This is a genomic window from Nocardia miyunensis NBRC 108239, from assembly GCF_001613065.1.
GTDB classification, from domain to species: Bacteria; Actinomycetota; Actinomycetes; order Mycobacteriales; family Mycobacteriaceae; genus Nocardia; species Nocardia miyunensis.
On the sequence record NZ_BDBQ01000029.1, the window covers coordinates 150,984 to 173,488 of the forward strand.

General features: G+C 66.8%; 19 protein-coding genes and 2 pseudogenes. 13 read left to right on the forward strand and 8 right to left on the reverse strand.

The genetic code is table 11. From position 1 onward, the window contains the following. Positions 1-393 precede the first annotated feature (393 nt). Positions 394-2,295 carry a translational GTPase TypA gene (gene typA / locus NM2_RS12375; RefSeq protein WP_067667744.1) on the reverse strand — a complete coding sequence of 634 codons (1,902 nt, stop codon included), beginning with the start codon at positions 2,293-2,295 and terminating at the stop codon, positions 394-396. A gap of 188 nt (positions 2,296-2,483) precedes the next feature. Here typA and NM2_RS12380 point away from each other — a divergent pair, with 188 nt between their 5' ends. Further along, positions 2,484-2,777 (forward strand): 4a-hydroxytetrahydrobiopterin dehydratase, encoded by a 294-nt coding sequence (locus NM2_RS12380; RefSeq protein ID WP_067667746.1) that lies wholly within the window; start codon positions 2,484-2,486, stop codon positions 2,775-2,777. 8 nt (positions 2,778-2,785) lie between these two features. On the opposite strand, the gene NM2_RS12385 is transcribed toward NM2_RS12380, so the two are convergent. Then, positions 2,786-4,027 (reverse strand): mannosyltransferase, encoded by a 1,242-nt coding sequence (locus NM2_RS12385; RefSeq protein ID WP_067667748.1) that lies wholly within the window; start codon positions 4,025-4,027, stop codon positions 2,786-2,788. 336 nt (positions 4,028-4,363) lie between these two features. On the opposite strand from NM2_RS12385, the gene NM2_RS12390 reads away from it, so the two are divergent. Together NM2_RS12390 and NM2_RS12395 are read left to right on the forward strand one after the other, a co-directional pair. Next, positions 4,364-5,242 (forward strand): Rv1157c family protein, encoded by an 879-nt coding sequence (locus tag NM2_RS12390; protein ID WP_245717978.1) that lies wholly within the window; start codon positions 4,364-4,366, stop codon positions 5,240-5,242. A 228-nt stretch (positions 5,243-5,470) separates the two neighbouring features. Next, the gene (locus NM2_RS12395; protein WP_067667918.1) at positions 5,471-5,785 is read left to right on the forward strand and encodes a hypothetical protein; all 315 of its coding nucleotides are present in this window, start codon (positions 5,471-5,473) and stop codon (positions 5,783-5,785) included. A gap of 222 nt (positions 5,786-6,007) precedes the next feature. On the opposite strand, the gene NM2_RS12400 is transcribed toward NM2_RS12395, so the two are convergent. Continuing rightward, entirely contained in the window at positions 6,008-6,730 is a 723-nt protein-coding gene (locus NM2_RS12400) for a DUF1906 domain-containing protein (RefSeq protein WP_067667751.1), read from the reverse strand. A 231-nt stretch (positions 6,731-6,961) separates the two neighbouring features. After that, positions 6,962-8,089: a hypothetical protein gene (locus NM2_RS12405; protein WP_067667753.1), complete on the reverse strand. Its 1,128-nt coding sequence runs from the start codon at positions 8,087-8,089 to the stop codon at positions 6,962-6,964. 1,022 nt (positions 8,090-9,111) lie between these two features. Between NM2_RS12405 and NM2_RS12410 the strand changes: the two genes are divergently transcribed. From NM2_RS12410 to NM2_RS12425, 4 genes and pseudogenes are all read left to right on the forward strand, one after another. Further along, positions 9,112-9,762, forward strand: a complete 651-nt coding sequence (locus NM2_RS12410; protein ID WP_067667921.1) for an ABC transporter permease — start codon at positions 9,112-9,114, stop codon at positions 9,760-9,762. Next, a pseudogene (locus NM2_RS12415) lies at positions 9,755-10,921 on the forward strand (ABC transporter ATP-binding protein); the annotation flags it as partial. The gene NM2_RS12410 and the pseudogene NM2_RS12415, both read left to right, overlap by 8 nt. Positions 10,922-11,486: 565 nt before the next feature. Beyond that, positions 11,487-12,245 carry an ABC transporter permease gene (locus tag NM2_RS12420; RefSeq protein ID WP_067667755.1) on the forward strand — a complete coding sequence of 253 codons (759 nt, stop codon included), beginning with the start codon at positions 11,487-11,489 and terminating at the stop codon, positions 12,243-12,245. Continuing rightward, positions 12,149-13,216, forward strand: a complete 1,068-nt coding sequence (locus tag NM2_RS12425) for a glycine betaine ABC transporter substrate-binding protein (protein WP_084530830.1) — start codon at positions 12,149-12,151, stop codon at positions 13,214-13,216. The genes NM2_RS12420 and NM2_RS12425 overlap by 97 nt, the downstream gene beginning before the upstream one ends. 16 nt (positions 13,217-13,232) lie before the next feature. Here NM2_RS12425 and NM2_RS12430 read toward each other — a convergent pair. Then, positions 13,233-13,733 (reverse strand): annotated as a pseudogene (locus NM2_RS12430) (GNAT family N-acetyltransferase); the annotation flags it as partial. 30 nt (positions 13,734-13,763) lie between these two features. Next, entirely contained in the window at positions 13,764-14,789 is a 1,026-nt protein-coding gene (locus NM2_RS12435) for a helix-turn-helix transcriptional regulator (RefSeq protein WP_245717979.1), read from the reverse strand. Between the two features lie 30 nt (positions 14,790-14,819). Here NM2_RS12435 and NM2_RS12440 point away from each other — a divergent pair, with 30 nt between their 5' ends. The 4 genes from NM2_RS12440 (at position 14,820) to ychF (ending at position 18,085) form a co-directional block, all read left to right on the forward strand. Then, complete coding sequence (locus NM2_RS12440) at positions 14,820-15,440, forward strand: TIGR03086 family metal-binding protein (RefSeq protein WP_067667761.1); 621 nt, start codon at positions 14,820-14,822, stop codon at positions 15,438-15,440. Positions 15,441-15,486: 46 nt separating this feature from the next. Continuing rightward, entirely contained in the window at positions 15,487-15,819 is a 333-nt protein-coding gene (locus NM2_RS12445) for a putative quinol monooxygenase (RefSeq protein ID WP_067667763.1), read from the forward strand. A 211-nt stretch (positions 15,820-16,030) separates the two neighbouring features. Continuing rightward, complete coding sequence (locus NM2_RS12450) at positions 16,031-16,831, forward strand: N-acetylmuramoyl-L-alanine amidase (protein ID WP_067667924.1); 801 nt, start codon at positions 16,031-16,033, stop codon at positions 16,829-16,831. Positions 16,832-17,005: 174 nt separating this feature from the next. Next, on the forward strand, positions 17,006-18,085 hold the full coding sequence (gene ychF, locus NM2_RS12455) for a redox-regulated ATPase YchF (protein WP_067667765.1): 1,080 nt from the start codon (positions 17,006-17,008) through the stop codon (positions 18,083-18,085). On the opposite strand, the gene NM2_RS12460 is transcribed toward ychF, so the two are convergent. Further along, a complete protein-coding gene (locus tag NM2_RS12460; protein WP_245717981.1) occupies positions 18,075-18,875 on the reverse strand; it encodes a P-loop nucleotide/nucleoside kinase family protein in 801 nt (266 codons plus the stop codon). The genes ychF and NM2_RS12460 overlap by 11 nt on opposite strands. 485 nt (positions 18,876-19,360) lie before the next feature. Here NM2_RS12460 and NM2_RS51555 point away from each other — a divergent pair, with 485 nt between their 5' ends. Continuing rightward, the gene (locus tag NM2_RS51555; protein WP_369690314.1) at positions 19,361-19,996 is read left to right on the forward strand and encodes an HAD family hydrolase; all 636 of its coding nucleotides are present in this window, start codon (positions 19,361-19,363) and stop codon (positions 19,994-19,996) included. Positions 19,997-20,173: 177 nt separating this feature from the next. On the opposite strand, the gene NM2_RS12470 is transcribed toward NM2_RS51555, so the two are convergent. Next, complete coding sequence (locus NM2_RS12470) at positions 20,174-20,824, reverse strand: chymotrypsin family serine protease (RefSeq protein WP_157121050.1); 651 nt, start codon at positions 20,822-20,824, stop codon at positions 20,174-20,176. A 351-nt stretch (positions 20,825-21,175) separates the two neighbouring features. Between NM2_RS12470 and NM2_RS12480 the strand changes: the two genes are divergently transcribed. Beyond that, positions 21,176-22,189: an alcohol dehydrogenase catalytic domain-containing protein gene (locus NM2_RS12480; RefSeq protein WP_067667774.1), complete on the forward strand. Its 1,014-nt coding sequence runs from the start codon at positions 21,176-21,178 to the stop codon at positions 22,187-22,189. The last annotated feature ends 316 nt before the right edge of the window (positions 22,190-22,505 follow it).

A 22,505-nucleotide genomic window follows, 5' to 3' on the forward strand; every position in this document is an offset into this window, starting at 1 on the left:
TCCTCCGCTCCTCCGCTTCGCTCCCCCGCTCCGTCAGTCCAGAATCGACCCGGGCCGCGGCCAGGAGTTGGCGTTTCACGGGGTCGGCGAAACCAGGTGAACCAGGTGGTCACCTGCTGCGCGCAGCTGCACTCGGCGGGGTGGGGTGAGTGAAATCCGTTGAGGTCGTGCTCTTCTCCGTTCACCGCCCGATACCTCTCCGAACTCCCGGACAACTCCACCAGTCACGGCCCGGTGTCATCGGCCCCCTCGAGGCCCCGACTTCTCGGAGCCCAGAGGGGTACATGTCCGGCCTCACCGGATGACACGGCTCTCGGCCGTGCTTGTCGCGCACACTGTGAAGTGTTGCGCGACAAGGTGTTCACGCTTCGTCACGACGAACGAGAAGTCCGGTTACGCGTTCTGCGCAGCCCGGTCGCGGGCCTTGCGGCGGGCGGCCTCGCGGCCGCGCTCGGTGGCGCCGAGGATGACCTTGCGCACCCGCACGACCTCCGGGGTCACCTCGACGCACTCGTCGGCGGCGCAGAACTCCATCGCGCCCTCGAGGTCGAGCTGCAGCGGCTTGGCCAGGGTCTCGAACACGTCGGCGGTGGCCGAACGCATATTGGTCAGCTTCTTCTCACGGGTGACGTTGATATCCAGATCCTCCGCGCGCGGGTTGATCCCGACGACGTGGCCCTCGTACGTGTCCGCGCCCGGCTCCACGAAGAACTGCCCGCGATCGGCGAGCTGGATCATGGCGAAGGGCGTCACCGAACCGGCGCGGTCGGACACCAGCGAACCGGTGTGCCGGGCGCGGATCTCACCGGCCCAGGGGGCGTATCCGTCGAAGACGGCGTTGGCGATGCCGGTGCCGCGCGTCTCGGTCAGGAAGTCGGTGCGGAAACCGATCAGGCCGCGCGAGGGAACGATGAACTCCATCCGCACCCATCCCGCGGAGTGGTTGCTCATCTGCACCATCTTGCCCTTGCGAGCGGCCAGCAGCTGCGTGATCGCGCCCAGGTACTCGTCGGGACAGTCGATGGTCAGCTCCTCGAACGGCTCGTGCACTTTGCCGTCGACCTGCTTGGTGACCACCTGCGGCTTGCCGACGGTCAGCTCGAAACCCTCGCGGCGCATCTGCTCGACCAGGATGGCCAGCGCCAGCTCACCGCGGCCCTGCACCTCCCACGCGTCCGGGCGGCCGATGTCCAGCACGCGCAGCGAGACGTTGCCGACCAGTTCCTGATCCAGCCGCGACTTCACCATGCGGGCGGTCAGCTTGTGTCCCTGCGTCCGGCCGACCAGCGGCGAGGTGTTGGTGCCGATGGTCACCGAGATCGCGGGCTCGTCGACGGTGATGCGCGGCAGCGCGACCGGATTCTCCACGTCGGCGAGGGTGTCGCCGATCATGATCTCCGGGATGCCCGCGATGGCCACGATGTCGCCCGCGACGGCCTCCTCACCGGGTGTGCGCTCGACGCCGATCGTCTTCAGCAGTTCGGTGATCTTCACGGTCTTGACGCCGTCGCCGTGCATCCACGCGACGTTCTGTCCCTTGCGCAGGGTGCCGTTGTGGACGCGCACCAGCCCGATGCGGCCGAGGAACGGCGAGGCGTCCAGGTTGGTGACGTGCGCCTGCAGCGGCGCGGTCGGGTCGCCCTTGGGCGCGGGCACGTACTTCATCAGGACCTCGAACAGTTCGTCGAGGTTCTCCGCGTCGGGTGCGTTGCCGTTCTCGGGCCGGCTGGTCGAAGCCTTGCCCTCGCGGCCCGAGGCGTAGAGCACGGGCAGGTCCAGGGCCAGCTCGGCGGCCTCGGAAGCCTCGTCGTCCAAGTCGGAGGCCAGATCCAGGAGCAGATCGTGGCTCTCCTCGACGACCTCCTCGATGCGGGCGTCGGGCCGGTCGGTCTTGTTGACGACCAGGATCACCGGCAGGGACGCGGCCAGCGCCTTGCGCAGCACGAAGCGGGTCTGCGGCAGCGGCCCCTCGGACGCGTCCACCAGCAGGACGACACCGTCGACCATGGACAACCCGCGCTCGACCTCACCGCCGAAGTCGGCGTGGCCGGGGGTATCGATGACATTGATCACCGTCACGGTGCCGTCGACGTTGTGCCGGTGCACCGCGGTGTTCTTCGCGAGAATCGTGATGCCCTTCTCGCGTTCCAGGTCACCGGAGTCCATGACCCGGTCGACGAGCTCGGCGCGTTCGGCGAAGGCGCCGGACTGCCGCAGCATCGCATCGACCAGCGTCGTCTTGCCGTGGTCGACGTGCGCCACGATGGCGACGTTGCGGAAGTCGACAGACGACACGTTGATTCCTCCTGCTGAAAATGAAATGGTTGCCGGCCAACCCTCGCCGTAGAGGATCCGTACAAGACAGGTGGAGACAACTCACCGGGCATGCGGCCGGGTACAGCGTACCGAAATCAAGCGAGAGCTCCCCGCCCGACCTGATCGGATCGGCACATAGGACGCGCCGGCAGGGGTACAACCGGGGTATGGGTACTCCACTGCTCACCGAGGAAGAACTGCACACCGCACTCGCGGACCTGCCGGATTGGACCCGTACCGGCGACAGCATCGCCCGCACCGTCCAGGCGTCGTCGTTCCCGGCCGGGATCGATCTGGTCGGCCGGGTCGCCACCGCCGCCGAGGAGGCGAACCACCACCCCGACATCGATATCCGCTGGCGCAAGGTCACCTTCACGCTCTCCACGCATTCCGAGGGCGGGCTCACCGCGCGGGACGTGGCGTTGGCGAAACGGATAGACCAACTGGCACAACAGAATTGACGCTGTGACTACGCGGTGGCGTAGGACCCGGCTTTCACCCCGAACCGATCACGCCGGGTCCAGATCAGCCACGAGTAGAACCCCAGCACCCCGATGACGTCCACCGCACCGAGCCAGGACAGCACACCGGGCCGGGAGATCTTCCAGATCGTCGGCTGCGCGAACGACAGCACCCACGGCACCCCGATCAGAGCGTTCACCAGCCAATATCCAGTTACCACACGGACGCCCACGGCCTTCCGCAACGGCCCGTACGTCAGCCACAGCAGCAGCGGCAGCAACCAGACCCAGTGATGGGACCAGGAGATCGGCGACACCATCAGTCCGAGTAGCTGCACCACCAGCAGCGCGCCCAGCCGATCGTCCGGTTCGAGCGCTCGCCAGGCCAGCACCGCCAGCACCGCGACCACCGCGACCCAGGCGATCCACCAGGGCCCGAACGGAATTCGATGTCCGGCCAGATGCCAGGGCGCGCCAGCGTCGTGTCCGAGGATGCGGCTCAACGCCCCGCGCAAGGACTGATTCCACACCGAACCCACCGGCCCGATCCGGTTCGCGTCCCCGACCAGCGGGCCGAAGTACGTGCGCGTCTCACCGGGCGAGAGCACGAAACTCAGCCCGATCGTCGCGGCGAAGGCCACCGCCGAGGCCACGGCGGTGGCCCAGCGTCGCTGGGTCAGGAAGTAAAGGCCGGTGATCGCCGGGGTCAGTTTGACCCCCGCGGCCACGCCGACCAGCAGTCCCGACCACCACCAGCGCGCGGACCGCACCGCCAGCATCACCGCGAGCATCAGGAAGACGTTGACCTGGCCGTAATCGATGGTGGTGCGCACCGGTTCGAGCCACAGCCCCAGCGCGGTCCAGCCCAATGCCGCTGTGCGCCAACGGCTCTCGCGCGCCGCATCGCCCAGGATCAGGCCGAGCGCCAGGCGCACCACCGCGTACAGCGCCGCCGCGATCAGCAGCAGCCACACCACGGCAACCGAGGTGAACGGCAGGAAGTGCAGCGGCCAGAACACCACCGCCGCGAAGGTGGGATAGGTGAACGGCAGCGGGAAATCCGGCGTCTTGTCCGCGTAGGTGAAGTCGTAGAGGTGGCCGCTGCCCAGCGAGGCCGCCCCGTACACGTAGACGTGCAAGTCGACCAGGTTCATTCCGTTGGGCGAGAGCAGCATCCACAACATGCGCGCCAGAACCGACAGACCCAGCAGCGAGGCGGCGATCGGGCGGGCACGGGGGGCCGTCCACATTTCCCCGAGCCCCGCGCTGCCGCTGGGTGCCGTCCGGAGATCTGGGTTCACTGGGAACAACTTTCGGTCGGGTCGGCGGGCCGGGTCAAGACTAATCACACCGTTCTCCCACTCCGCGCACCCGTGACACGCCCGATACCATTGGCAACATCAATCCCACCAGCACCACTGGTCACGCGATATATTCCGAGCATGTACCGAGTAACTTGTCATTAGCTGAACGGAAGATCACTGCTGCGCTGTACAACACCCTGCTCACTCCCTAGAGTGGCACGGCGTACGCGATGCGCCCTCGCATCGCATTTTGACGTACCCGAGCTAAGGACGGCTACACCAGTGCTTCGCATCAGAGGAACGCGGTTCGCATTGCCGGTGCTGGCCCTTGCGGCCGGCGCGGTTCTCACCGCCTCGACCACGGCCATCGCCGCGCCAGCCGCGCAGACCCAGGCGAATCCTCCGCTGGTGCCCGAGGGCGTGCCGGTGGACGCGCTGGTCTCCCTGGCGCCCGCCATCATCGGCGCGGCCGCGGCCACGCAGATCTCCAGCCCCGCACAGCAATCGATCCTGGGCCAGGCACAGCAGGCGCTGAACTCCTCGGGCCTGCCCCCGTCGGTCAAGCAGACCCTCGGCGCGCTGATCGCCTTCCTCGACGGCAGCAACGGCGGCGGACCGGACATTCCCAAGAATGGTCCGACCATCGCGCAGTTCCTCTACCCGAGCATCGGCAAGGACTGCATCGGCCCGGGCTCGGATTCGGTCGGCACCGCACTGGCCGTCCCCGGTCCCGCGGAACTGCCGCCTCCGGGCCCCAGGGCCGGGCAGACCGGATTCGTGTTCACCGCGCTGGGCACCAAAGGTCTTACGCCGCACCAGAAGACGCCGATGACGGTGCAGTGGATCAACCTCGACAGCGGGCGGGGCGGCACGCAGGCACTGACCGATGCCGCGCACATCAACCCCGACGGTCCGGCCACCTTGACCGCGATCGCCAACACCGGTTCGGGGCGGGTCGTCGCGGTGGTCTCCGGTTCGCTGACCACCAAGCCCGCCGCCGACAAGGCGCCGATCACCTGCTCGTTCCTGCCGACCCTCGGCATCTTCAACGTCTCGAGTGCGGCACAGGCCGCCGAGCCGCAGGCCAAGACCCCGGCCAAGCAGCCGCAGGACGCCGCGCGGCAGCAGGCCAAGACCCCGGCGGCCGCACCGCACGCATAACCGAATTCGAGCTCGCCGGACCGGGCTCGACAGCACTTCACACCGGAGTGTCGCCCTGTGCGACACTCCGGTTTCTTTGGTCCCGATACAGCGTAGAACCCGCGCGATTTGTGATAGACCGCATATATGTCGACCCTCGATCAGCTCGAACGGTCCGCATCATCCGCATCCGATTCCGCCCGCGCGAAACCGGATTCCGCCGGGCGCGGCCGCGCCGGGCGGTCGGTCATGTCCCGCCGCTCCTACAGATCGGTGCTCTCCACCCGTTCGCACCGATCGATCCTGTCGATCCGCTCCGAACGCTCCATCCTGTCCATCGGATCGGCCTATTCGGTGCTGTCCATCGGCAGCGTCGGATCGGTGCTCTCGGTCGGCTCGATCGGCTCGTTCCTCAGCCTGGGATCGGTCATGTCCGGCATCTCCCGGTGGTCACTGCTGTCCTGGATGGGCGACCGCGAAATCCCCGAAGCGCGCCCGACACTCCGCGTCGTCCCCGAAGAACCCGACCTGTCCGCCGACCCCACCTGCCACTGCCAGACTTGAGCTGTATTTTTGGCCTCCGCTTCGCTCCGGCGGGGCGTTGGCGTATCCGGGGTCGGCGGAACCGGGTGAGCTGAGGGCCGGTGCTCGACCGCGCCAGAGTCGGCTCGGACCTCGGTACAGGCGAGCGCGCCGGGGGACGTATGTCAGCGCCGGCACTCCACGTCGCCCAGAATTGCTCCGAGACATGGTTGTCGCTGGTGTTCATTTTCGTCGGCAGCCCGATCACCATTGCCCGTAGTTCGGGGTGAGGATGTCGTTGAGGTCGACGCTGATGTTGTCGAGGGTGCATTTGTTGATCTGGAACTGGTGGAGGTTGGCGGCGGGGTGGACGAATCCGCGTGGGGTGCCCCAATTGTGTTGCCAGAAGTACGTTCCCAGTCCGGCGGCCTGGGCGAGTGCGATCGTGGGAGCGTTGGCGTAGACGCCGAGGCGGTCGTTGCCGATCACCGATTGCCAGCCGGTCAGGTAGGGGGCGATCATCCGGGCGAATTCGATCGGTGACGGGTTGTCATCGATGGAGGCGTAGATCGGGGCCGAGTCCGGGCCCCCGGCGACGCCGTGCAGATGCAGACCACGGTCGGCGCACTGCTTGCCCGCCTCCCGGCCGCCGCGCCAATCCGCCGTCGGCCCCTTGCCGTACTGGTAGTTCGAGACGACCGTGAGTCCGGCCGCGTGCAGGGCGTCGACCTCCCGGGCCTGTAAAGGCTTGCCCGCCATCCATTCCGCGCCCGGCCGCCGTTCCGAGACGTACCGGATCGCACCGGCGTGTCCGGCCGAGCGGATGGACGCGGCCGACGGGACGCCGCCCGCATAGTCGACCAAGGTGCCGAGCCTCGGCCGATCGGCCGAGGCAGTGGGTCCGAGTGCGGCCAGCGAGGTGGCCCCTACCGCCGTACCGGCGGCATATCCGAAGAGGGTGCGGCGCGAGATCGGCACGGAACGCATCGACGAGACTCCTTCGGCTCAGTGGAACTGCATACCCGCGTATCTGCCCTGTACTGCCCGTTGGAACCGCCGACGTACCCGGCGCACCTTCCCCAATGACATCGAGAATGCCATCTGCGCGCCGGGCACCTCGAGCGTGAACCAATTTCACCACACTCACATGAGAACCGCCATGCTCATTGGAAACATCAACCCCACACGCATCAGAAATCCCCCCTGCCCCGGCAGAAGTCAGTCCGTGGCCGCGGTGATGCGGTCGGCCACGTCGATGACGCGTATCGACGGATCCGCGAGTTCGGTGACGACGACCCGCGCGACCTGGGCCGCGACCTGCGCGCGAATACCGCCGAGCACGCCCAGCACCCGCGCGCGCCGGGTCTCGGCATGCAATTCCACCGCGATATCGTGCGCATCGGGCGGTACCGCGTCGATGACGACGAACAGCGGATCCGCCGCCCGCGCGATGAGCACCAGCGGGATCTCCACCTCGGCGCGATAGCGGTTGTTGCCCAGGACGGCGACGCTGATATCCAGCGTGACCGGAATGACCAGGTCGAATTGCACCGGATCCCCGGCCCGTTCGAACAGCCGCGGCATGCGCACGGCGCCCTTCACATCGACCGTCGCCGCGCGCCGCGGTCCGGTGCGCAGCGGGCCGACCTGGATGACCCGCCCGGCCAACCCCTCGACGACCTCGCGCACCCGGGCGGCGGTGACGATCCGCGGGAAGAATCTGCGCCCGAACTCCGCGTAGTCGATCCAGGTGAACCGTTCCAGCGCCCGGTGTTTCGAGCGGGTGCCGTTCATGATCGCCTCGACGTCGAAGACGCGAGCACGGCGAGCGCCCGGATCGGTCAGCATGGCGTTGACACGATTGGCGACCTCGCGCTGCACGAGCGTCGCGATCGGATCCATCAGCAGATCGATCGCGTTCCCGATGGCCTCGGCACGCACCACCAAACTCACGTCGCGCCCGCGCACCCGCGGGATATCGATGACGATCAGCAGCGGATCCGCGGTGCGCGCATGCAGCGTCAGATCGATCTCCACGACCGCTTCCAGCCGGAACTGCCTGCCCCCGAGGGTCACGGTGAGGTGCAGCGACACCGGCAGCCCGACCTCGAAGGTCACATGTGGCCCGTTGCGCACGATCTGCGGTTTGCCGACGCTGCCCTCGGCCACGAATCCCGCCAGCCCGGCGGGGCCGATCGAGAACGGACCGATGGATATCCCCCGACCGGCCATTCCCGCGACCGCCGCCTCGATCCGCGTCGGCGTCACCGCGGCAGCGACGAAGCGTTCGCCGAACTCCTCGTAATCGATCCAGGCAGGGGGGTTGTTCTGGCTGGACTGTCGCATGAGCTACCGAAACCTCGCTGTGCCGGATGGTGCGCCTGCCGATCTCGATCCCACGCCCGAGCGTACCGATCCCCGGCTCCCCCACGCGAATACGACGCAATGACACAACACACACAGCGATCAGCGGGTAGTAGTGGCGCCCCCGGTGTGCAGGTCCCTGTCCTGCCGATGAGGGGGCAGCAGGACAGGGACCGCGTCGACGGCGCTGCCGGGCGCCGCCGGGTCCATAGTAGGGCTCGGCACACAGTGCGCCTCCCCCGCCGGTCAGAAATACTCGCACGCCAAGGGCGGTATTTCCCGAATGACCGAGACCGACCTTACCTGTCCGATCGGCCCTGGCGTAACGAGAATTTTCTACCGCATCACTCTCATTGCCCCCACCGATGGGGACAGCGTTCGCGCCGCGGTCCGTCCCGGGACGCGTGTGATACTCGAATGCGCTGGTAGAGGTATAGATCACAGCACCATCGCCGCGCGTGTGAGCCGACAACCGACCCATGCGGACTTTTCTCCTCTCAGCAGAATCCCACCGCGCACTCACTTCGAGGGTCCGACGCAGCTCGGAGCCGTATCCCATCGCGCGATACCCCGCTTGACACATCATCGAACTGGCGGCTGCGGACACAACGAACCCCGCGACCACTCGCAGGATCCGACAACACTCCATCGCACGCACCCGAATCCCCTCCTGTCGGCGAACCCACCCGTTGGCATTCGATAAGACGTTCGATCGGGCCACACGGTTCCCTATCTCCGAAAATTCCCGGCCCCCGCCCGGCCCAGCCGATACCGGCCGCACACGGGATCGAACCCACCGATCTCCAATTCCCCCGACCGCCACACGCGGATGCTCGAAAGTGTCTCAGTTGCGCCAGATTTCATCTCACGGTCTGGGAAAAGCTCGTTCGCACGCGGCATTTGGCGTCGCCCTCGGCGAAAAAGCAGGCCGAAAAGCAGAAATCGCACATCTCCGGCAACCCACCGATACACTGACCGCGGATGTCGAGCCGGAAGGAACCATCCTGGACACCCTGTGGACGTACATCGTCGATCACCGCACCCAACTGCTGACGGATTCTTATCTGCACGTTTCCGCGGTGGTGCAGTCGGTGGTGATCGCGACCGTGGCGGCGGTGCTGGTCGGCATCGTCGTGCATCGCAGTCCCTGGGGTTCGGCACTGGCCACCGCGGCGGCCAGCATCATCCTGACCGTCCCCTCGTTCGCCCTGCTCGGCCTGCTCATCCCGGTGCTCGGCCTGGGCGTGCGACCCACCGTCACCGCACTGGTGCTGTACGCGCTGCTGCCGATCCTGCGCAATACGATCGTCGGGCTCGCGGGCGTCGATCCGGCCGTATCCGACGCCGCCCGCGGTGTGGGCATGAACCGGCTGCGCGTGCTGGCCGGCATCGAACTGCCGCTGGCCTGGCCCGCGATCCTGGCGGGCATGCGGGTCAGCGCCATGATGTCGATGGGCATCCTGGCCATGGCCGCCTATGCGAAGGGCCCCGGCCTGGGCAACATCATCTTCTCCGGCCTCGCTCGCCTCGGCAGCCTGACCGCGGTACCGATGGCACTGAGCGGCACGCTGCTGATCATCGTGCTCGCGCTGCTGCTGGACGCCGTACTCGCCCTCATCGGCCGCCTCACCACCCCCAGGGGAATCCGTGACTGAAACCGCAACCGCCGGATCCGATACCGCCGAACAGCGGCACGGCGCCGAGATCGTGCTCGACTCGGTGACCAAACGCTATCCGGGACAACGGGATCCGGCCGTCGAGGAATTCTCCATCACCATTCCGGCCGGGGAGATCGTGGTCTTCGTCGGCCCGTCGGGCTGCGGTAAGACCACCACCATGCGGATGATCAACCGCCTGATCGAGCCGACCTCGGGCACCATCACCATCGACGGCCGGGATGTCGCGGGCATCAACGCGGACCAGCTGCGCCGCAGCATCGGCTATTCGATCCAGCAGGCCGGACTGTTCCCGCACCTGACCGTCGCCCGCAACATCGCGACGGTGCCGGGACTACTCGGCTGGGATCGCAAACGGATCAACGCCCGCGTCGACGAGATGCTCGAACTCGTCGGGCTCGACCCCGGCACCTTCCGCCGCCGCTATCCGCGTCAGCTCTCGGGCGGTCAGCAGCAGCGCGTCGGCGTCGCCCGAGCGCTGGCCGCCGATCCGCCGGTCCTGCTGATGGACGAGCCGTTCGGCGCGGTCGATCCGATCACCCGGGGCCTGCTGCAGGACGAGCTCCTGAGCCTGCAGGCGGATCTGCACAAGACCATCGTCTTCGTCACCCACGACTTCAACGAGGCGGTCAAGCTGGGCGACCGAATCGCCGTGCTGGGCGACCGATCCCGCATCCTGCAGTACGACACCCCGGCCGCGATCCTGGCCGAACCGGCCGACGACACCGTCGCCGGATTCGTCGGCGCGGACGCCGGGCTGAAACAGCTCACCCTCACCCGCGTCGCCGACGTCGACCTCGGCCAATGCCCCACCGCGATCGAGTCGGACACCCCGGACGCCCTGCGCGCCGCCCTGGCCGAACGCGAATGGAAGTGGGGCCTGATCCTCGACGCCCAGCGCCGCCCGCTGCGCTGGGTCTCGGCCGATCAGCTCGCGCACGCCTCCGCTCTACGCGAAGCGGGCCAGTTGGTCGCCGGAACGGTTTCCCTGCGCGCCTCACTCCAGGAAGCCCTGGAAACCCTCCTCGCCGACAGCACCGCGCACGCCGTTGTCACCGGCCGGCGCGGTGAGTACGCCGGTCTCATCGCCATCGACACACTGGTCACCCACCTGTCCGCCATTCGTGACGAACACTCCAGTGCCGCAACGGGTTCGAATACCGATACCACCGCGAACACTGAAACCAGCAGCGCGAGTCCAGACGTCGCCGAGACCCCCGATACGAGCGATCCCGACACCGTCGCGACCGGCAAAGCGAGTGCGCAGGCCAGCGAAAACTCCAGCGCGAGTTCGGAACCCACCGCCCCGGAGAGCCAGGACGCGGCAGTAGGAGCCGAGGCGAGTACCGCCGCATCGAACGACGCCGGACCGGAAGACACCGATGCGACGACGACAACCGCCTCCACAGGAGCGGCTGGCGCCGATGCCGAGCCCGGCGGTGCGAGTACGAATATCACCGAGACAGCCGATGCGGGCAATGCCGGTACCGTCGATGCGGGCGCAGGGTCCACCGAAACATCAGGCGCGCGTGTGGAACCCGCTGGCGACGCGGAAGCCACCGGGACGAGCGATGCGTCCGCGAGTACCTCCGACGCGGTCCCGGACTCGGGTGCATCCCCTTCGGACCAGCCGGGTACCGGTGAGGCGAAGCCATGAGCATTCGGTACCGCGCGCCGCGGCCCGACGTCGGCGGGGAACGCGTATGAGCCCGGTCGATCGGCGTACCGAGCATCGAGCCGAGCTGATCCGGCTGGCCGCGCAGCCGCTGCTGGCGATCGTGCTGGCCGTCGGGGTGCTGTTCTGGGCGTTCCATCGCACGCTCACCACGACTCAGCAGGCCAGTATCACCGGGGCGAATATCGCCACCGTGGTGCGGCAGCACGTGTTGATCACCGTCACCGTGGTGGCGATCGTCGTGGTGATCGCGGTGCCGCTGGGCACATTGCTGACCAGACCCGGATATCGCAGGCTCGCACCGATTTTCGTCGGTATCTCCAATGTCGGCGCGGCGGCTCCGGCCATCGGCTTGATCGTGCTGTACTACCTGCTGACCCAGAAGACGGGCTTCTGGGTCGGGGTCGCGCCCATCGCCTTCTATTCGCTGCTTCCGGTGCTGCGCAACACGATTCTGGGCTATCAGCAGGTCGATCCGACCCTGGTCGACGCCGGGCGCGGCCAAGGTATGTCGTCGGCAACGGTGTTGCGCCGCATCGAATTTCCGCTCGCCGTGCCGTACATCCTGGCGGGCCTGCGGACCTCGCTGGTGCTGGCGGTGGGCACGGCGACGCTGTCCTTCCTGGTCAGCGCGGGCGGTCTCGGCATCCTGATCGACACCGGATACAAGCTGCGCGACAACGTGACGCTATGGGTGGGCGCACTGCTCGTGGTCGCGTTGGCGCTGCTGGTCGACTGGCTCGGCGCACTCGCCGAACAATTCCTCGGACCTCGGGGGCTGCGGTGAAACGTGCACTGCTGGCGGCATTTTCGGCCGCGCTGTGCCTGCTTCCGATATCCGGATGCGGGCTCGAATCCGGCGGTTCGGTGCCGCTGGAGGTCGGACCGGGCAGCATCACTCCCGTGCCGGAGTTGAAGGGCGTGCAGATCACGGTGGGATCCAAGGACTTCACCGAGCAGCTCGTCCTCGGCTACATCCTCGAATTCGCCCTGACCGCCGCCGGAGCGCAGGTGCGCGACCTGACCGACATCACCGGATCCAACAGTTTGCGCGACGCCCAGTTGCACGGCCAGGTCGACATCGCCTACGACTACACCGGCACCGGCTGGATCAACTATCTGGGCAATCAGGGCCCGATTCCCGACTCCGCCAAGCAATTTCAGGCAGTGCGCGATGAGGATCTGGCGAAGAACGGCATGGTGTGGGCGGATCTCGCGCCGATGAACAACACCTACGCCATGGTCATCAACGCCGCGGGTGCGGACAAGACCGGCGCGAAGACGTTGTCGGACTACGCGCGCCTGATCAACACCGATTCGAGTATCGGCCCGACCTGCCTCGGCACCGAATTCAGTGTGCGCCCAGATGGTTTCCCCGGTATGGCCGCGAAGTACGGCATCGATGTCGGCAAGGTGCACAAGCAGCTCATGCAGGACGCGCTGGTCTATCCCGCGACCGCGAACAACACCTGCGAGTTCGGCTCGGTGGACACCACCGACGGCCGGATCAAGGCGTTGAACCTGCATCTGCTCGACGACGATCTCGGTTTCTTCCCGAAATACAATGCGGCACTGGTGATGCGGAAATCCTTCGCCGACGCGCATCCGCAGGTGGCGAAGGTGCTCGCGCCGATCTCCCGGCTGCTGACCAACGAGACCATCACCGAACTGAACGGCCAGGTCGACCTGCACGGCCGGGAACCTGCCGTGGTCGCCCGGGACTGGATGGTCTCGCAGGGGTTCGTCACGGCCCGATGATCTCCGGCCGCGGCGATCAGACGTTGAGCAGTTGCGGTCCACCGTCGAGTTCACGTCCGATGGTGGCGCGCACGGCGGGCCATTCCTCGTCGAGGATGGAGTAGAAGGCGGTGCTGCGGATCTCGCCGTCGAAGCCGCGCGAATGTGCGCGCCCGACCCCGTCGCTGGTCGCGCCCAACCGCTCGATCGCCATGCGGGAGCGCATATTTCGCACATCAGCGCGCATCGCGATGCGGCGCACCCGCCACACCTCGAAGGCGTGCGTCAGCATCAGCAGCTTGGACTCCAGGTTGATCCCGGCCCCGCGCGCCTGCGGCGACAACCAGGTATTGCCGATCTCGGCCGCGTCGGGCGTGGCCAGCAAGGGATCGCCGGACGGCCGCCCGTGCACCATCGGCCCCTGCCAGTAGTCGAAACGGGTGAATCTGGTCGATCCCAGCACCCGATCGTCCGCGGCGCAGACGATCGCGAATGCCAGCCCGGTACCCGCTGCGTGTGCGGCCACGGCCTGCGCGACGTAGTCGGCGGCCTCGCATTAGCGGCGAACTCACGCCCTCGAAACGGCAGCCGTGTAGCGACGCGCCAGAGTCCGGATGTGCGCGACCAGTTCGGGTGGGCCGTCGACGCGGAAATCCATCATCAACATGCTGAGATAGATCGCGATCGTCTCCAGGGTGTCCGCGCCGGTGAGCAACAGACAGGAGTTCTCGTCGATCGGCTCGACCACGCCGACGGTCGGATTGATGCGCGCGATGACCGTTCCAGCGGGCGCGAGGACGGTGACGCGGGCGTGCATTTTCCAACCGGCCGTGGCGATTTCGCGTAGCACGAAGGCGACCAGGTCGTCATCGGGCAGGGCTCGGGCGGCGAAATATCGTTCGGTCGCTTCGACATTCCGCCACCCGGCGACGGGTAACGCACGCCAGCAATGGGTTTCGATTTCATAGCCGACCAGATACCACCGGCGCTGCCAGTTGATCAGCCGGTACGGCTCGACCTGACGATCGTCGATCCGAAGGGTGCACCCGGCACGCACGGCCGCGGCCACGGTGGCCAGGGTCTGGGCGGGCACCGGGGCATCCGGCTCGCGCGACCCGGTCACAGCGGGACCGATCTCGGTGGCGCTTCGTAGCGCGATCACCTTGCGCTGCAAGCGTTTCGGGAGAATTCGATCGAGTTTCGCGAGTGCCCGGCTCACATTGTCGCCGATGTCGGCGATCCCGGTGGAGCCGTCCTGCGCCAGCCCGATCGCGACGGCCACGGCGACCGCCTCGTCGTCGTCCAGCAGCAGCGGCGGCATGGTGCTGCCCTGGCCGAGTCGATAGCCGCCCACCGCACCGCGTCCGGCATGAACCGGATAGCCGAGCTCACGCAGGCGACTGATGTCCTGACGCAGGGTGCGATCGGTCACGCCGAGACGTTCGGCCAGCTCACGGCCGGTGTAACTGCGGTCCTGCAACAGTGACAGCAGCCGCAGCGCACGTGTGGTGGAGGTCACATAGAACTCCTCATCCGGCCGTATTTCATTAGGAAGAAAACCCATCCTAATCGGGTCATAACCTGGGTTCAACACCGAGAAAGACCAGCGGAAACGGAGCGCACGATGACCAGCACCCAGCAGACCCCGACCGAATCGCTCACTCCCGTGTGGCGCGAAGTTCTCGCCACCTCGCATCGCGCCCTCGCCGACGCCGTCGCCGGAACGGATGCCGAGCACCTGAACGCCATCACGCCGTGCTCGGAATGGACTGTGGCGCAAGTGATTCAGCATGCCGCCGCCGATCAGCGCGCGTACGCCGCGGCCCTGGGCGTGGGCCCCGGGCCCGCCTACGACCCGTTCGCTCCCTCCGGCACGCTGGACGATCCGGCAGCCCTGATCGCCGCCGCCCTCGAGGAATCGTCCACCGCGTGGGCCACCGTCACCGACGAGACCGAGTCCGTCCCCACCCCGCTCCCGCACGGCGAACTGCCCACGCCGACCGCTGCGGTCATGTGCGCCCTGGACGCGGCCGTACACGCCTGGGACATCACCACCGCCACCGGTCGCCCGGCCGCCCTCACCGACGGAGACTCCATCCACTTCCTCACCGCCGCAACAGGTCTCGTGGAACCGCTGCGCCAGTGGGGCGCATTCGCCGCGATCGTCCCGGGCCGCGAGTCCGACAGCCCCGCCCACCGGCTGCTCCGCTACCTGGGCCGCAACCCCGAATGGACCGCCGCATGAAACAGTAGGCTGAGCGCGGGGGAGTGATCCGACGAAAGGGTGACGCGTGTCCGGTCCGAATCTGTTCAGTGTCTACGGACGAATGACCGCGTTGCCCGGACGGCGCGAAGAGGTGATCGCGTTGATCAAGGAGTCGGCGCGCGTTGGCGGCAGCGACAGCGGTTTGCTCACGTACAGCATCAACACCGCCCTGGACGATCCCGACGCGATCTGGGTGACCGAACTGTGGACCGACAAGGAAGCGCACGACGCGACCACCCGCTCCGAGCCGGTTCAAGTAGTGACCCAGCGCTTCGTCGACCTCTTGGCCGAACCGCCGGCAGGGTACTACGGCCATGCCGTTCATGTACAAGGCCGTACATCCGACGGATCACTCTGATTCCAGGCTTTCCGATTCACCACTACCATCGGTTAATCCGTTGATACACAACATCTCTCGCGGCTTCAACAGATTCCGCATTCGGCAACGGCCGGGTATCGCGCATGCCGGAGCCGACCGCTGGCGCCGGAGTCGTGAGCGACGCTCGGCCGCGTGTCCCATTCGAGCCGCGCGGTCGGTCCGGAGGCCGGGGTTGTGGCACGGTGAACAGATGAACCGTCGTCGCTACGGCGCGACCGCGTTGTCGGCCTGCGCGGTGCTGCTGACCGCATGCGGCTCGGGTTCCGCGGGTGTTTCCCCGCAGCGCCCGTCCGCGACGCTCACACCGGTCACCAGCACGTCCACCACACCGGCTCGAGTCGGAGCGGGCCGGGTGATCGTGCTCGATCCGGGACACAACGGCGGCAATGCCGGGCACTCGGCCGAGATCAACCGGCGGGTCGCCGACGGCCGGGGCGGCCGGAAGGCGTGCAACACCACCGGCACCGCGGCTCTGGACGGTTATCCGGAACACGCGTTCAACTGGGATGTCGCGACGCGGGTTCGGGATGCGTTGTCCACCAAGGGATTCACCGTGATCATGACCCGGCCCGACGACTCCGGCGTCGGGCCGTGCGTCGACGAACGCGCGGCAATCGGCAATCGCGGCAACGCGGCGGCGGTGGTCTCGATCCACGCCGACGGCGCACCGGGCGCTAATTCGCACGGCTTCCACGTGGCCTATTCCGCCCCCGCGCTCAACCCCGCCCAGGGCGAACCGTCGATCCGCCTGGCCACGACCCTGCGTGACGGTTTCACCGCGGCGGGCTTCACCCCCTCCACCTACGTCGGCTCCCACGGCCTCAACCCGCGCGGCGACCTGTCCGGGCTGAACCTCTCCGAACGCCCGACCGCCCTGGTCGAATGCGGGAATATGCATCACCCCGGGGATGCGGCCGTGCTCGAATCGCCCGACGGGCGGGCGCGAATCGCGACCGTGATCGTCGACGCGATCGTCACCTACGTGAGCTGAGAAACGGCCCAGCGTCGATCCGCGGAGTCTGTCAGCCGGGACACGGCGGGTGCATCCTCACCTCGCCGCAGCCGAACCACCGCCACGATGAAACGCACCCTCACCGCGATTCGGCGCCACGATCGTCTACCTGGGGCAACAGTGAGCATGACCGCCGCGTAGACTCTTGTTCTCGTGAGTCTCACCCTCGGAATCGTCGGCCTGCCCAACGTCGGAAAGTCCACGTTGTTCAACGCGCTGACCAAGAACGACGTGCTGGCCGCGAACTATCCGTTCGCCACCATCGAGCCGAACGTCGGCGTGGTGCCGCTGCCCGACCCGAGGCTCGACAAGCTCGCCGAGATCTTCTCCTCCGAGCGCATCGTCCCCGCGACGGTGTCGTTCGTCGATATCGCGGGCATCGTGAAGGGTGCGTCCGAGGGCGCCGGGCTGGGCAACAAGTTCCTGGCCAACATCCGTGAGGCCGACGCCATCTGCCAGGTGGTGCGTGTGTTCGCCGACGACGACGTGGTGCACGTCGACGGCAAGGTCGACCCGGCCTCCGATATCGAGGTGATCGAGACCGAGCTGATCCTCGCCGACCTGCAGACCTTGGAGAAGGCCGTCCCGCGCCTGGAGAAGGAAGCGAAGGTCAAGAAGGACCGCAAGCCGGTCGCCGACGCCGCCAAGGCCGCGCAGGAGGTTCTGAACGCGGGCACCACTCTCTTCGCGGCAGGCTCGAAGGTGGATACCGAACTGCTGAAAGAACTTTCGCTGCTCACCACCAAACCCTTCCTCTACGTCTTCAACGCCGACGAGTCGATCCTGACCGACGAGTCTCGCGTAGCCGAGCTGAAAGCCAGTGTCGCCCCGGCAGATTCAGTCTTCCTCGACGCCAAGGTAGAAGCCGAACTCCTCGAACTCGACGACGAATCCGCCCTCGAACTCCTGGAATCCATCGGCCAAACCGAGCCAGGCCTACACGCCCTGGCCCGCGCCGGCTTCCACACCCTCGGCCTCCAGACCTACCTCACCGCAGGCCCGAAAGAGGCCCGCGCCTGGACAATCCACCAGGGCGACACCGCCCCCAAAGCCGCCGGCGTAATCCACACCGACTTCGAACGAGGCTTCATCAAGGCCGAAATCGTCGCCTACAACGATCTCATCGAGGCCGGTTCGATGGCCGCAGCCAAGGCCGCGGGCAAGGTGCGGATGGAGGGCAAGGACTACGTCATGTCCGACGGCGACGTCGTCGAGTTTCGCTTCAACGTGTAATCGAGTTCCGATCCAACGTTTGGGTCTCGGCGGTAAGCCCACGAAACCCAGCGACGATCACTTCGACCGCCTGGTCGATGCCCCTTGCTGTATCGACGCGAAGCACTGGGGCGAGCCAAGGTTCATACGTGCGTTCCTCGACCTGTTGCCAGGTTGGGACTGTCAGTCCGTCGAGGTCGGAGGTTCGGGTTTCGATGCGTCGCTTGTGAAGTGCGCGGTCGCTGCAGATCACCTCGATGTCGAGGAGTTCGGCGTGGGCGGTCTGTGCGCAGTTCGACCATGCGTGCCTCGTGATCGACAGCGGGTTCACACTGTCGGCGATGACATCGTGTCCTGCCTCGAGGTGGTCGCGTGCGAGGGCGTAGGCGACTCGATATCCGGCATCCGGAACTGCTGTCCAACCTCCGGCTCGGTCGACCATCCCGGACGCGGTCAAGGCTGCTTCGATCGTGTCGAGTCGCAGGTGAACGGCATTGATCTCGGAGCTCAGGCGACGCGCGAGGGTGGTTTTGCCTACACCGGGGAGCCCCGACAGGGCGATGAGCGTTGCGTTCCGGGTGGGCACCGTCTCGATGGTACGAGCCGTGCTCGACGTCCAGCGCGGTTCGCACCGGATAACTCGGTCGACTACGCATCGTCGCGGTGACACAATTTGCGCATGATCGCTGATCGAAAGGGCTGTGCCTCGTAATCGGCCCGGCGTGCTACGTGCTCGAGATTCCTGTCGGCCGATGTACGGTCCGCTACCCGTATCCATCCCAGGGTTGTCCGGACGAACGGTGCGGGCCATACATCGCACGGAATTGTCGAACCTAGGATCCGAGCTCATCTATTGGGACGCAACCGCTTCGGCGTTGCGCCGGTACCGTGATTTCGTCCGGCGCAATACGCGTTTTCCGCTGTACCCGATGCACTCGTACTGCTGGTGTCCGGACTGCTTGCAGGACGATGTCCGATACGCGCGCGATGTCCTGGAGTTCATTCACGGTGCGCTACCAGTTCGAGCGAAAGCCGAACTCATGCAAGTGGTTCGGATGCTGGATCGAAAATTCCAGGGCCGCAGCCTGCCAGATCTTTACGGCGATCATCGCGGGCGACATCCCAAGAGGGCATGGTGGTGGCATCGGCTCGACCTGGAGAGACCCCTTAGGTGGCCGCGCCTCATGGGAGACGTCAGCGAGGTTGTCAACATCGACCCCGCGCACGCGCATCGCGTCCACGACAGTGGGAGTACGGCTTCGGGCGACGGTAGGTTCAGCGCTGATCTCGGCGGTTGTGTTCGATGTGGGTGAGACGCTGGTTGATGAGACTCGGGAGTATGGGACCTGGGCGGATTGGTTGGGGGTGCCGCGGCATACGTTTTCTACGGTGTTCGGGGCCGTCATTGCTACCGGGCGGGATTATCGGGAAGCGTTTCAGGCGTTCAAGCCTGGGTTCGAGTTGAGTCGGGAGCGGCAGGCTCGGGTGGAGGCTGGGGAGGCGGAGACGTATGGGGAGGACGATCTGTACCCGGATGCGCGGCCTGCGTTGGGGAAGTTGCGGGAGATGGGGGTGTGGGTGGGGGTTGTCGGGAATCAGACCGTTCGTTCCGGGAGGATTTTGCGGAGTTTGGAGTTGCCGACCGATTTCGTTGCTACGTCGGATGATTGGGTAGTTTCCAAGCCTGCGCTGGAGTTCTTCGTGAGGGTTGTCGAGGTGGCTCCGTGTGACACTGAGGAGATCGTCTACGTCGGCGATCGGATCGATAACGACATAGCACCGGCCAAAGCCGTGGGGATGCGTACCGCCCACATTCAGCGTGGACCGTGGGGGTGGATCCTCCGGGACACCGAAGAGGTTGCGAACCTACCCGATTGGCGAATCAAGGGGCTCAGCGAGCTCACGGATATCGTTGCGGCAGAGAATGGTTAGATCATCCCACCAGCGAATTCACGGTGGTGTGCCAGTCATACAGGCGATCGGCGCGGATCGCCGGTAGGGAATCCCACTGCCGGAGGGTCTGGCGGACGGTCTTGACATCTTGCGGGACTTCAGTGGCGACGAGCGGGCATGGACCGGCGTCACGCCTGAATCCTTACTCGGACAAGCTCATCCGATCCTGAAGCCGTAGCCGACGGCGCCGGGGCGGGAGTTCAGGTCGTGGAGGATGCCGGTGATGCCGGAGTACCAGAACAGGGTGGCGGGTGTGCGCGGGGTGATGACGGACATGAGCCCGACGATGCCGGTGCCCTGATAGGCCGGGGCGCCCGAGTCTCCTACGAACGAAACGGCGCAGGACTTCAAGACGTTGTTCGCGATCGCTGAGAGAGCGCCCTTGGTGGTACCGGTGATCTGGCCGTACTTGCTGATCTGACGGCCGACCACGGGGGTGCCGAAGTGGTCGAGCGCCACTCCGTTCGGGGCCACGACGGAAATGCCCACACCTCGGTCCAGCTGGATCACTGCCCAGTCGTCGGAGCCGTCGGACTGTAGGAGAGCCCATTTCGAGCTCCAAGTGGCGAAGTTGCCGATCTTCCCGATCCCGGGCGCATAGACCTTCTGGCCGCGGCGGAGCATGCAGTGTCCGGCCGTGAGAGCCACCGCTCTGCCCCGAGCGTCGTGTCCGGCGGTGGTGATGGTGCACAGGCCGATCGAGGTTCCGGGGCCGACCACTGGGGGGTGGCTTCTCGCGTGTGCGGCACCGACTCCCGGCCCTACCAGGGTGATTGTTGCGGCGATTGCGGCGATCGTTCGCCTCACGGTAGCTCCTTCGCAGACCTCATCCGGTCGGGGCAGAAGTTCTCCGAGTCGATCGGGAGATTCCCAGCCGCCGTTGCCTCGAATCCTGTGACGCTTCCGGTCCATGAGTCTTCCATGTAACTCATGCCGGGGACGCAATCCACGCCGGAGGCGGAAGCCGCCAGGTCACGGGCTCATTTTCCGCGCGAGTCGCCGAACCCGCAGCCGGTGCCGCCCGACGGCGGATAATCGGCCGGGAACAACCCCGCGAGTAGCACGAGGACCTTCGGGAGCTCAGTAAGCCGGTCCCTCCGCCGACGCCCGCGGCTCCTGGAAAGGCTCATCAACTTCCCGAGGAAAGAGAGGATGTAGATGTCCACTCATCAGGCTGTTCACGTGCATGCCGCCGGTGAGGAGCTGAAACTGGTCGACGTCGATACGACGTCGCCGCCTCCTGACCACGTGCGTATCCAGGTCTCGGCGTGCGGGGTCTGCGGCACCGACCGGGCCTTCGTCGGCGGCGGGTTTCCGGGCATGTCCTGGCCGCTGACGCCGGGGCACGAGATCGCCGGAACCATCGCCGAGCTCGGCGCGGGTGTCGACAACTACGCCGTCGGCGATCGCGTCGCGGTGGGCTGGTTCGGCGGGAACTGCAACAGGTGCGTCCCGTGCCGCGCGGGCGACTTCATCCACTGCGAGAACATGCAGGTCCCCAGCTGGCACTACCCCGGCGGATACGCCGAATCGGTGACCGTTCCGGCGAACGCGCTGGCCCGCGTCCCGGACGAGCTGTCACTCGCGGAGGCCGCGCCGATGGGATGCGCCGGTGTCACCACATTCCACGCGCTTCGGGAGAGTCGCGCGACGGCCGGCGACCGCGTCGCGATCCTGGGCATCGGCGGGCTCGGCCACCTCGGTGTGCAGTTCGCTCGCGCGATGGGTTTCGAGACGATCGCGATCGCCCGCGGATCGGGTAAGGCCGAGGATGCCCGCGAGCTGGGCGCACACCACTACATCGACTCGACCGCCGGGGACGTCGGCGAGGCGTTGCGGCGACTCGGTGGCGCCCGCGTCGTCCTGGGCACGGCAGCCAGCTCGGCGGCCATGGCCGCGACGGTGGGCGGGCTCGCGCCGCGTGGCGAACTGATCACCATCGGTGTCACGGCGGACCCGCTGCCCATCAGTCCGTTGCAGCTGATCACCCCTGGAGCCAGCGTCATCGGTCACCCCTCGGGAACCGCGCGCGACATCGAGGACACCATGCACTTCGCGGTCCAATCCGGAGTGCGCGCCCGAACGCAGGAGCTTCCGCTGGCTCGGGCCGCCGAGGCGTATGCGGATATGGAGCAGGGGCGCGCCCGATACCGCATGGTTCTGACGATCTGATCTGGCGGGCACCATAATTCGGCACGGTCGGAGTGGCGCGAGTCGGGCACGCGCCACTCCCGACCGTCAGCCTGCTTGGCGTCCTGTCGGCTCAACGCCCAGCCGCTCAGCACCCCAGCCACTCAGCACCCCAGCCCGCTCAACGCCCGGCCCCGGCCCGCTCAACGCAGCCCACGTAGTGCCCAGCCCGCTCAGCGTCCGGCATCCGACCGCTCGATGTCCGGCCTGCTCAACGCCCAGCCCGCGCAACGTCGAACCCGCCCGGTGCCCAGCACGTTCAACGTCCGGACGTGCTCAACGCCCAGCCGCTCGACGC

What these genes read in the sequence shown, in the direction of transcription:
- NM2_RS12380 (WP_067667746.1), top strand. Translation starts at nt 2,484, where the DNA reads ATGGGTACTCCACTGCTCACCGAGGAAGAACTGCACACCGCACTCGCG.
- NM2_RS12385 (WP_067667748.1), bottom strand. Translation starts at nt 4,027, where the DNA reads ATGTGGACGGCCCCCCGTGCCCGCCCGATCGCCGCCTCGCTGCTGGGT.
- NM2_RS12395 (WP_067667918.1), top strand. Translation starts at nt 5,471, where the DNA reads ATGTCCCGCCGCTCCTACAGATCGGTGCTCTCCACCCGTTCGCACCGA.
- NM2_RS12400 (WP_067667751.1), bottom strand. Translation starts at nt 6,730, where the DNA reads ATGCGTTCCGTGCCGATCTCGCGCCGCACCCTCTTCGGATATGCCGCC.
- NM2_RS12405 (WP_067667753.1), bottom strand. Translation starts at nt 8,089, where the DNA reads ATGCGACAGTCCAGCCAGAACAACCCCCCTGCCTGGATCGATTACGAG.
- NM2_RS12420 (WP_067667755.1), top strand. Translation starts at nt 11,487, where the DNA reads ATGAGCCCGGTCGATCGGCGTACCGAGCATCGAGCCGAGCTGATCCGG.
- NM2_RS12425 (WP_084530830.1), top strand. Translation starts at nt 12,149, where the DNA reads ATGGGTGGGCGCACTGCTCGTGGTCGCGTTGGCGCTGCTGGTCGACTG.
- NM2_RS12440 (WP_067667761.1), top strand. Translation starts at nt 14,820, where the DNA reads ATGACCAGCACCCAGCAGACCCCGACCGAATCGCTCACTCCCGTGTGG.
- NM2_RS12450 (WP_067667924.1), top strand. Translation starts at nt 16,031, where the DNA reads ATGAACCGTCGTCGCTACGGCGCGACCGCGTTGTCGGCCTGCGCGGTG.
- NM2_RS12460 (WP_245717981.1), bottom strand. Translation starts at nt 18,875, where the DNA reads ATGGCCCGCACCGTTCGTCCGGACAACCCTGGGATGGATACGGGTAGC.
- NM2_RS12480 (WP_067667774.1), top strand. Translation starts at nt 21,176, where the DNA reads ATGTCCACTCATCAGGCTGTTCACGTGCATGCCGCCGGTGAGGAGCTG.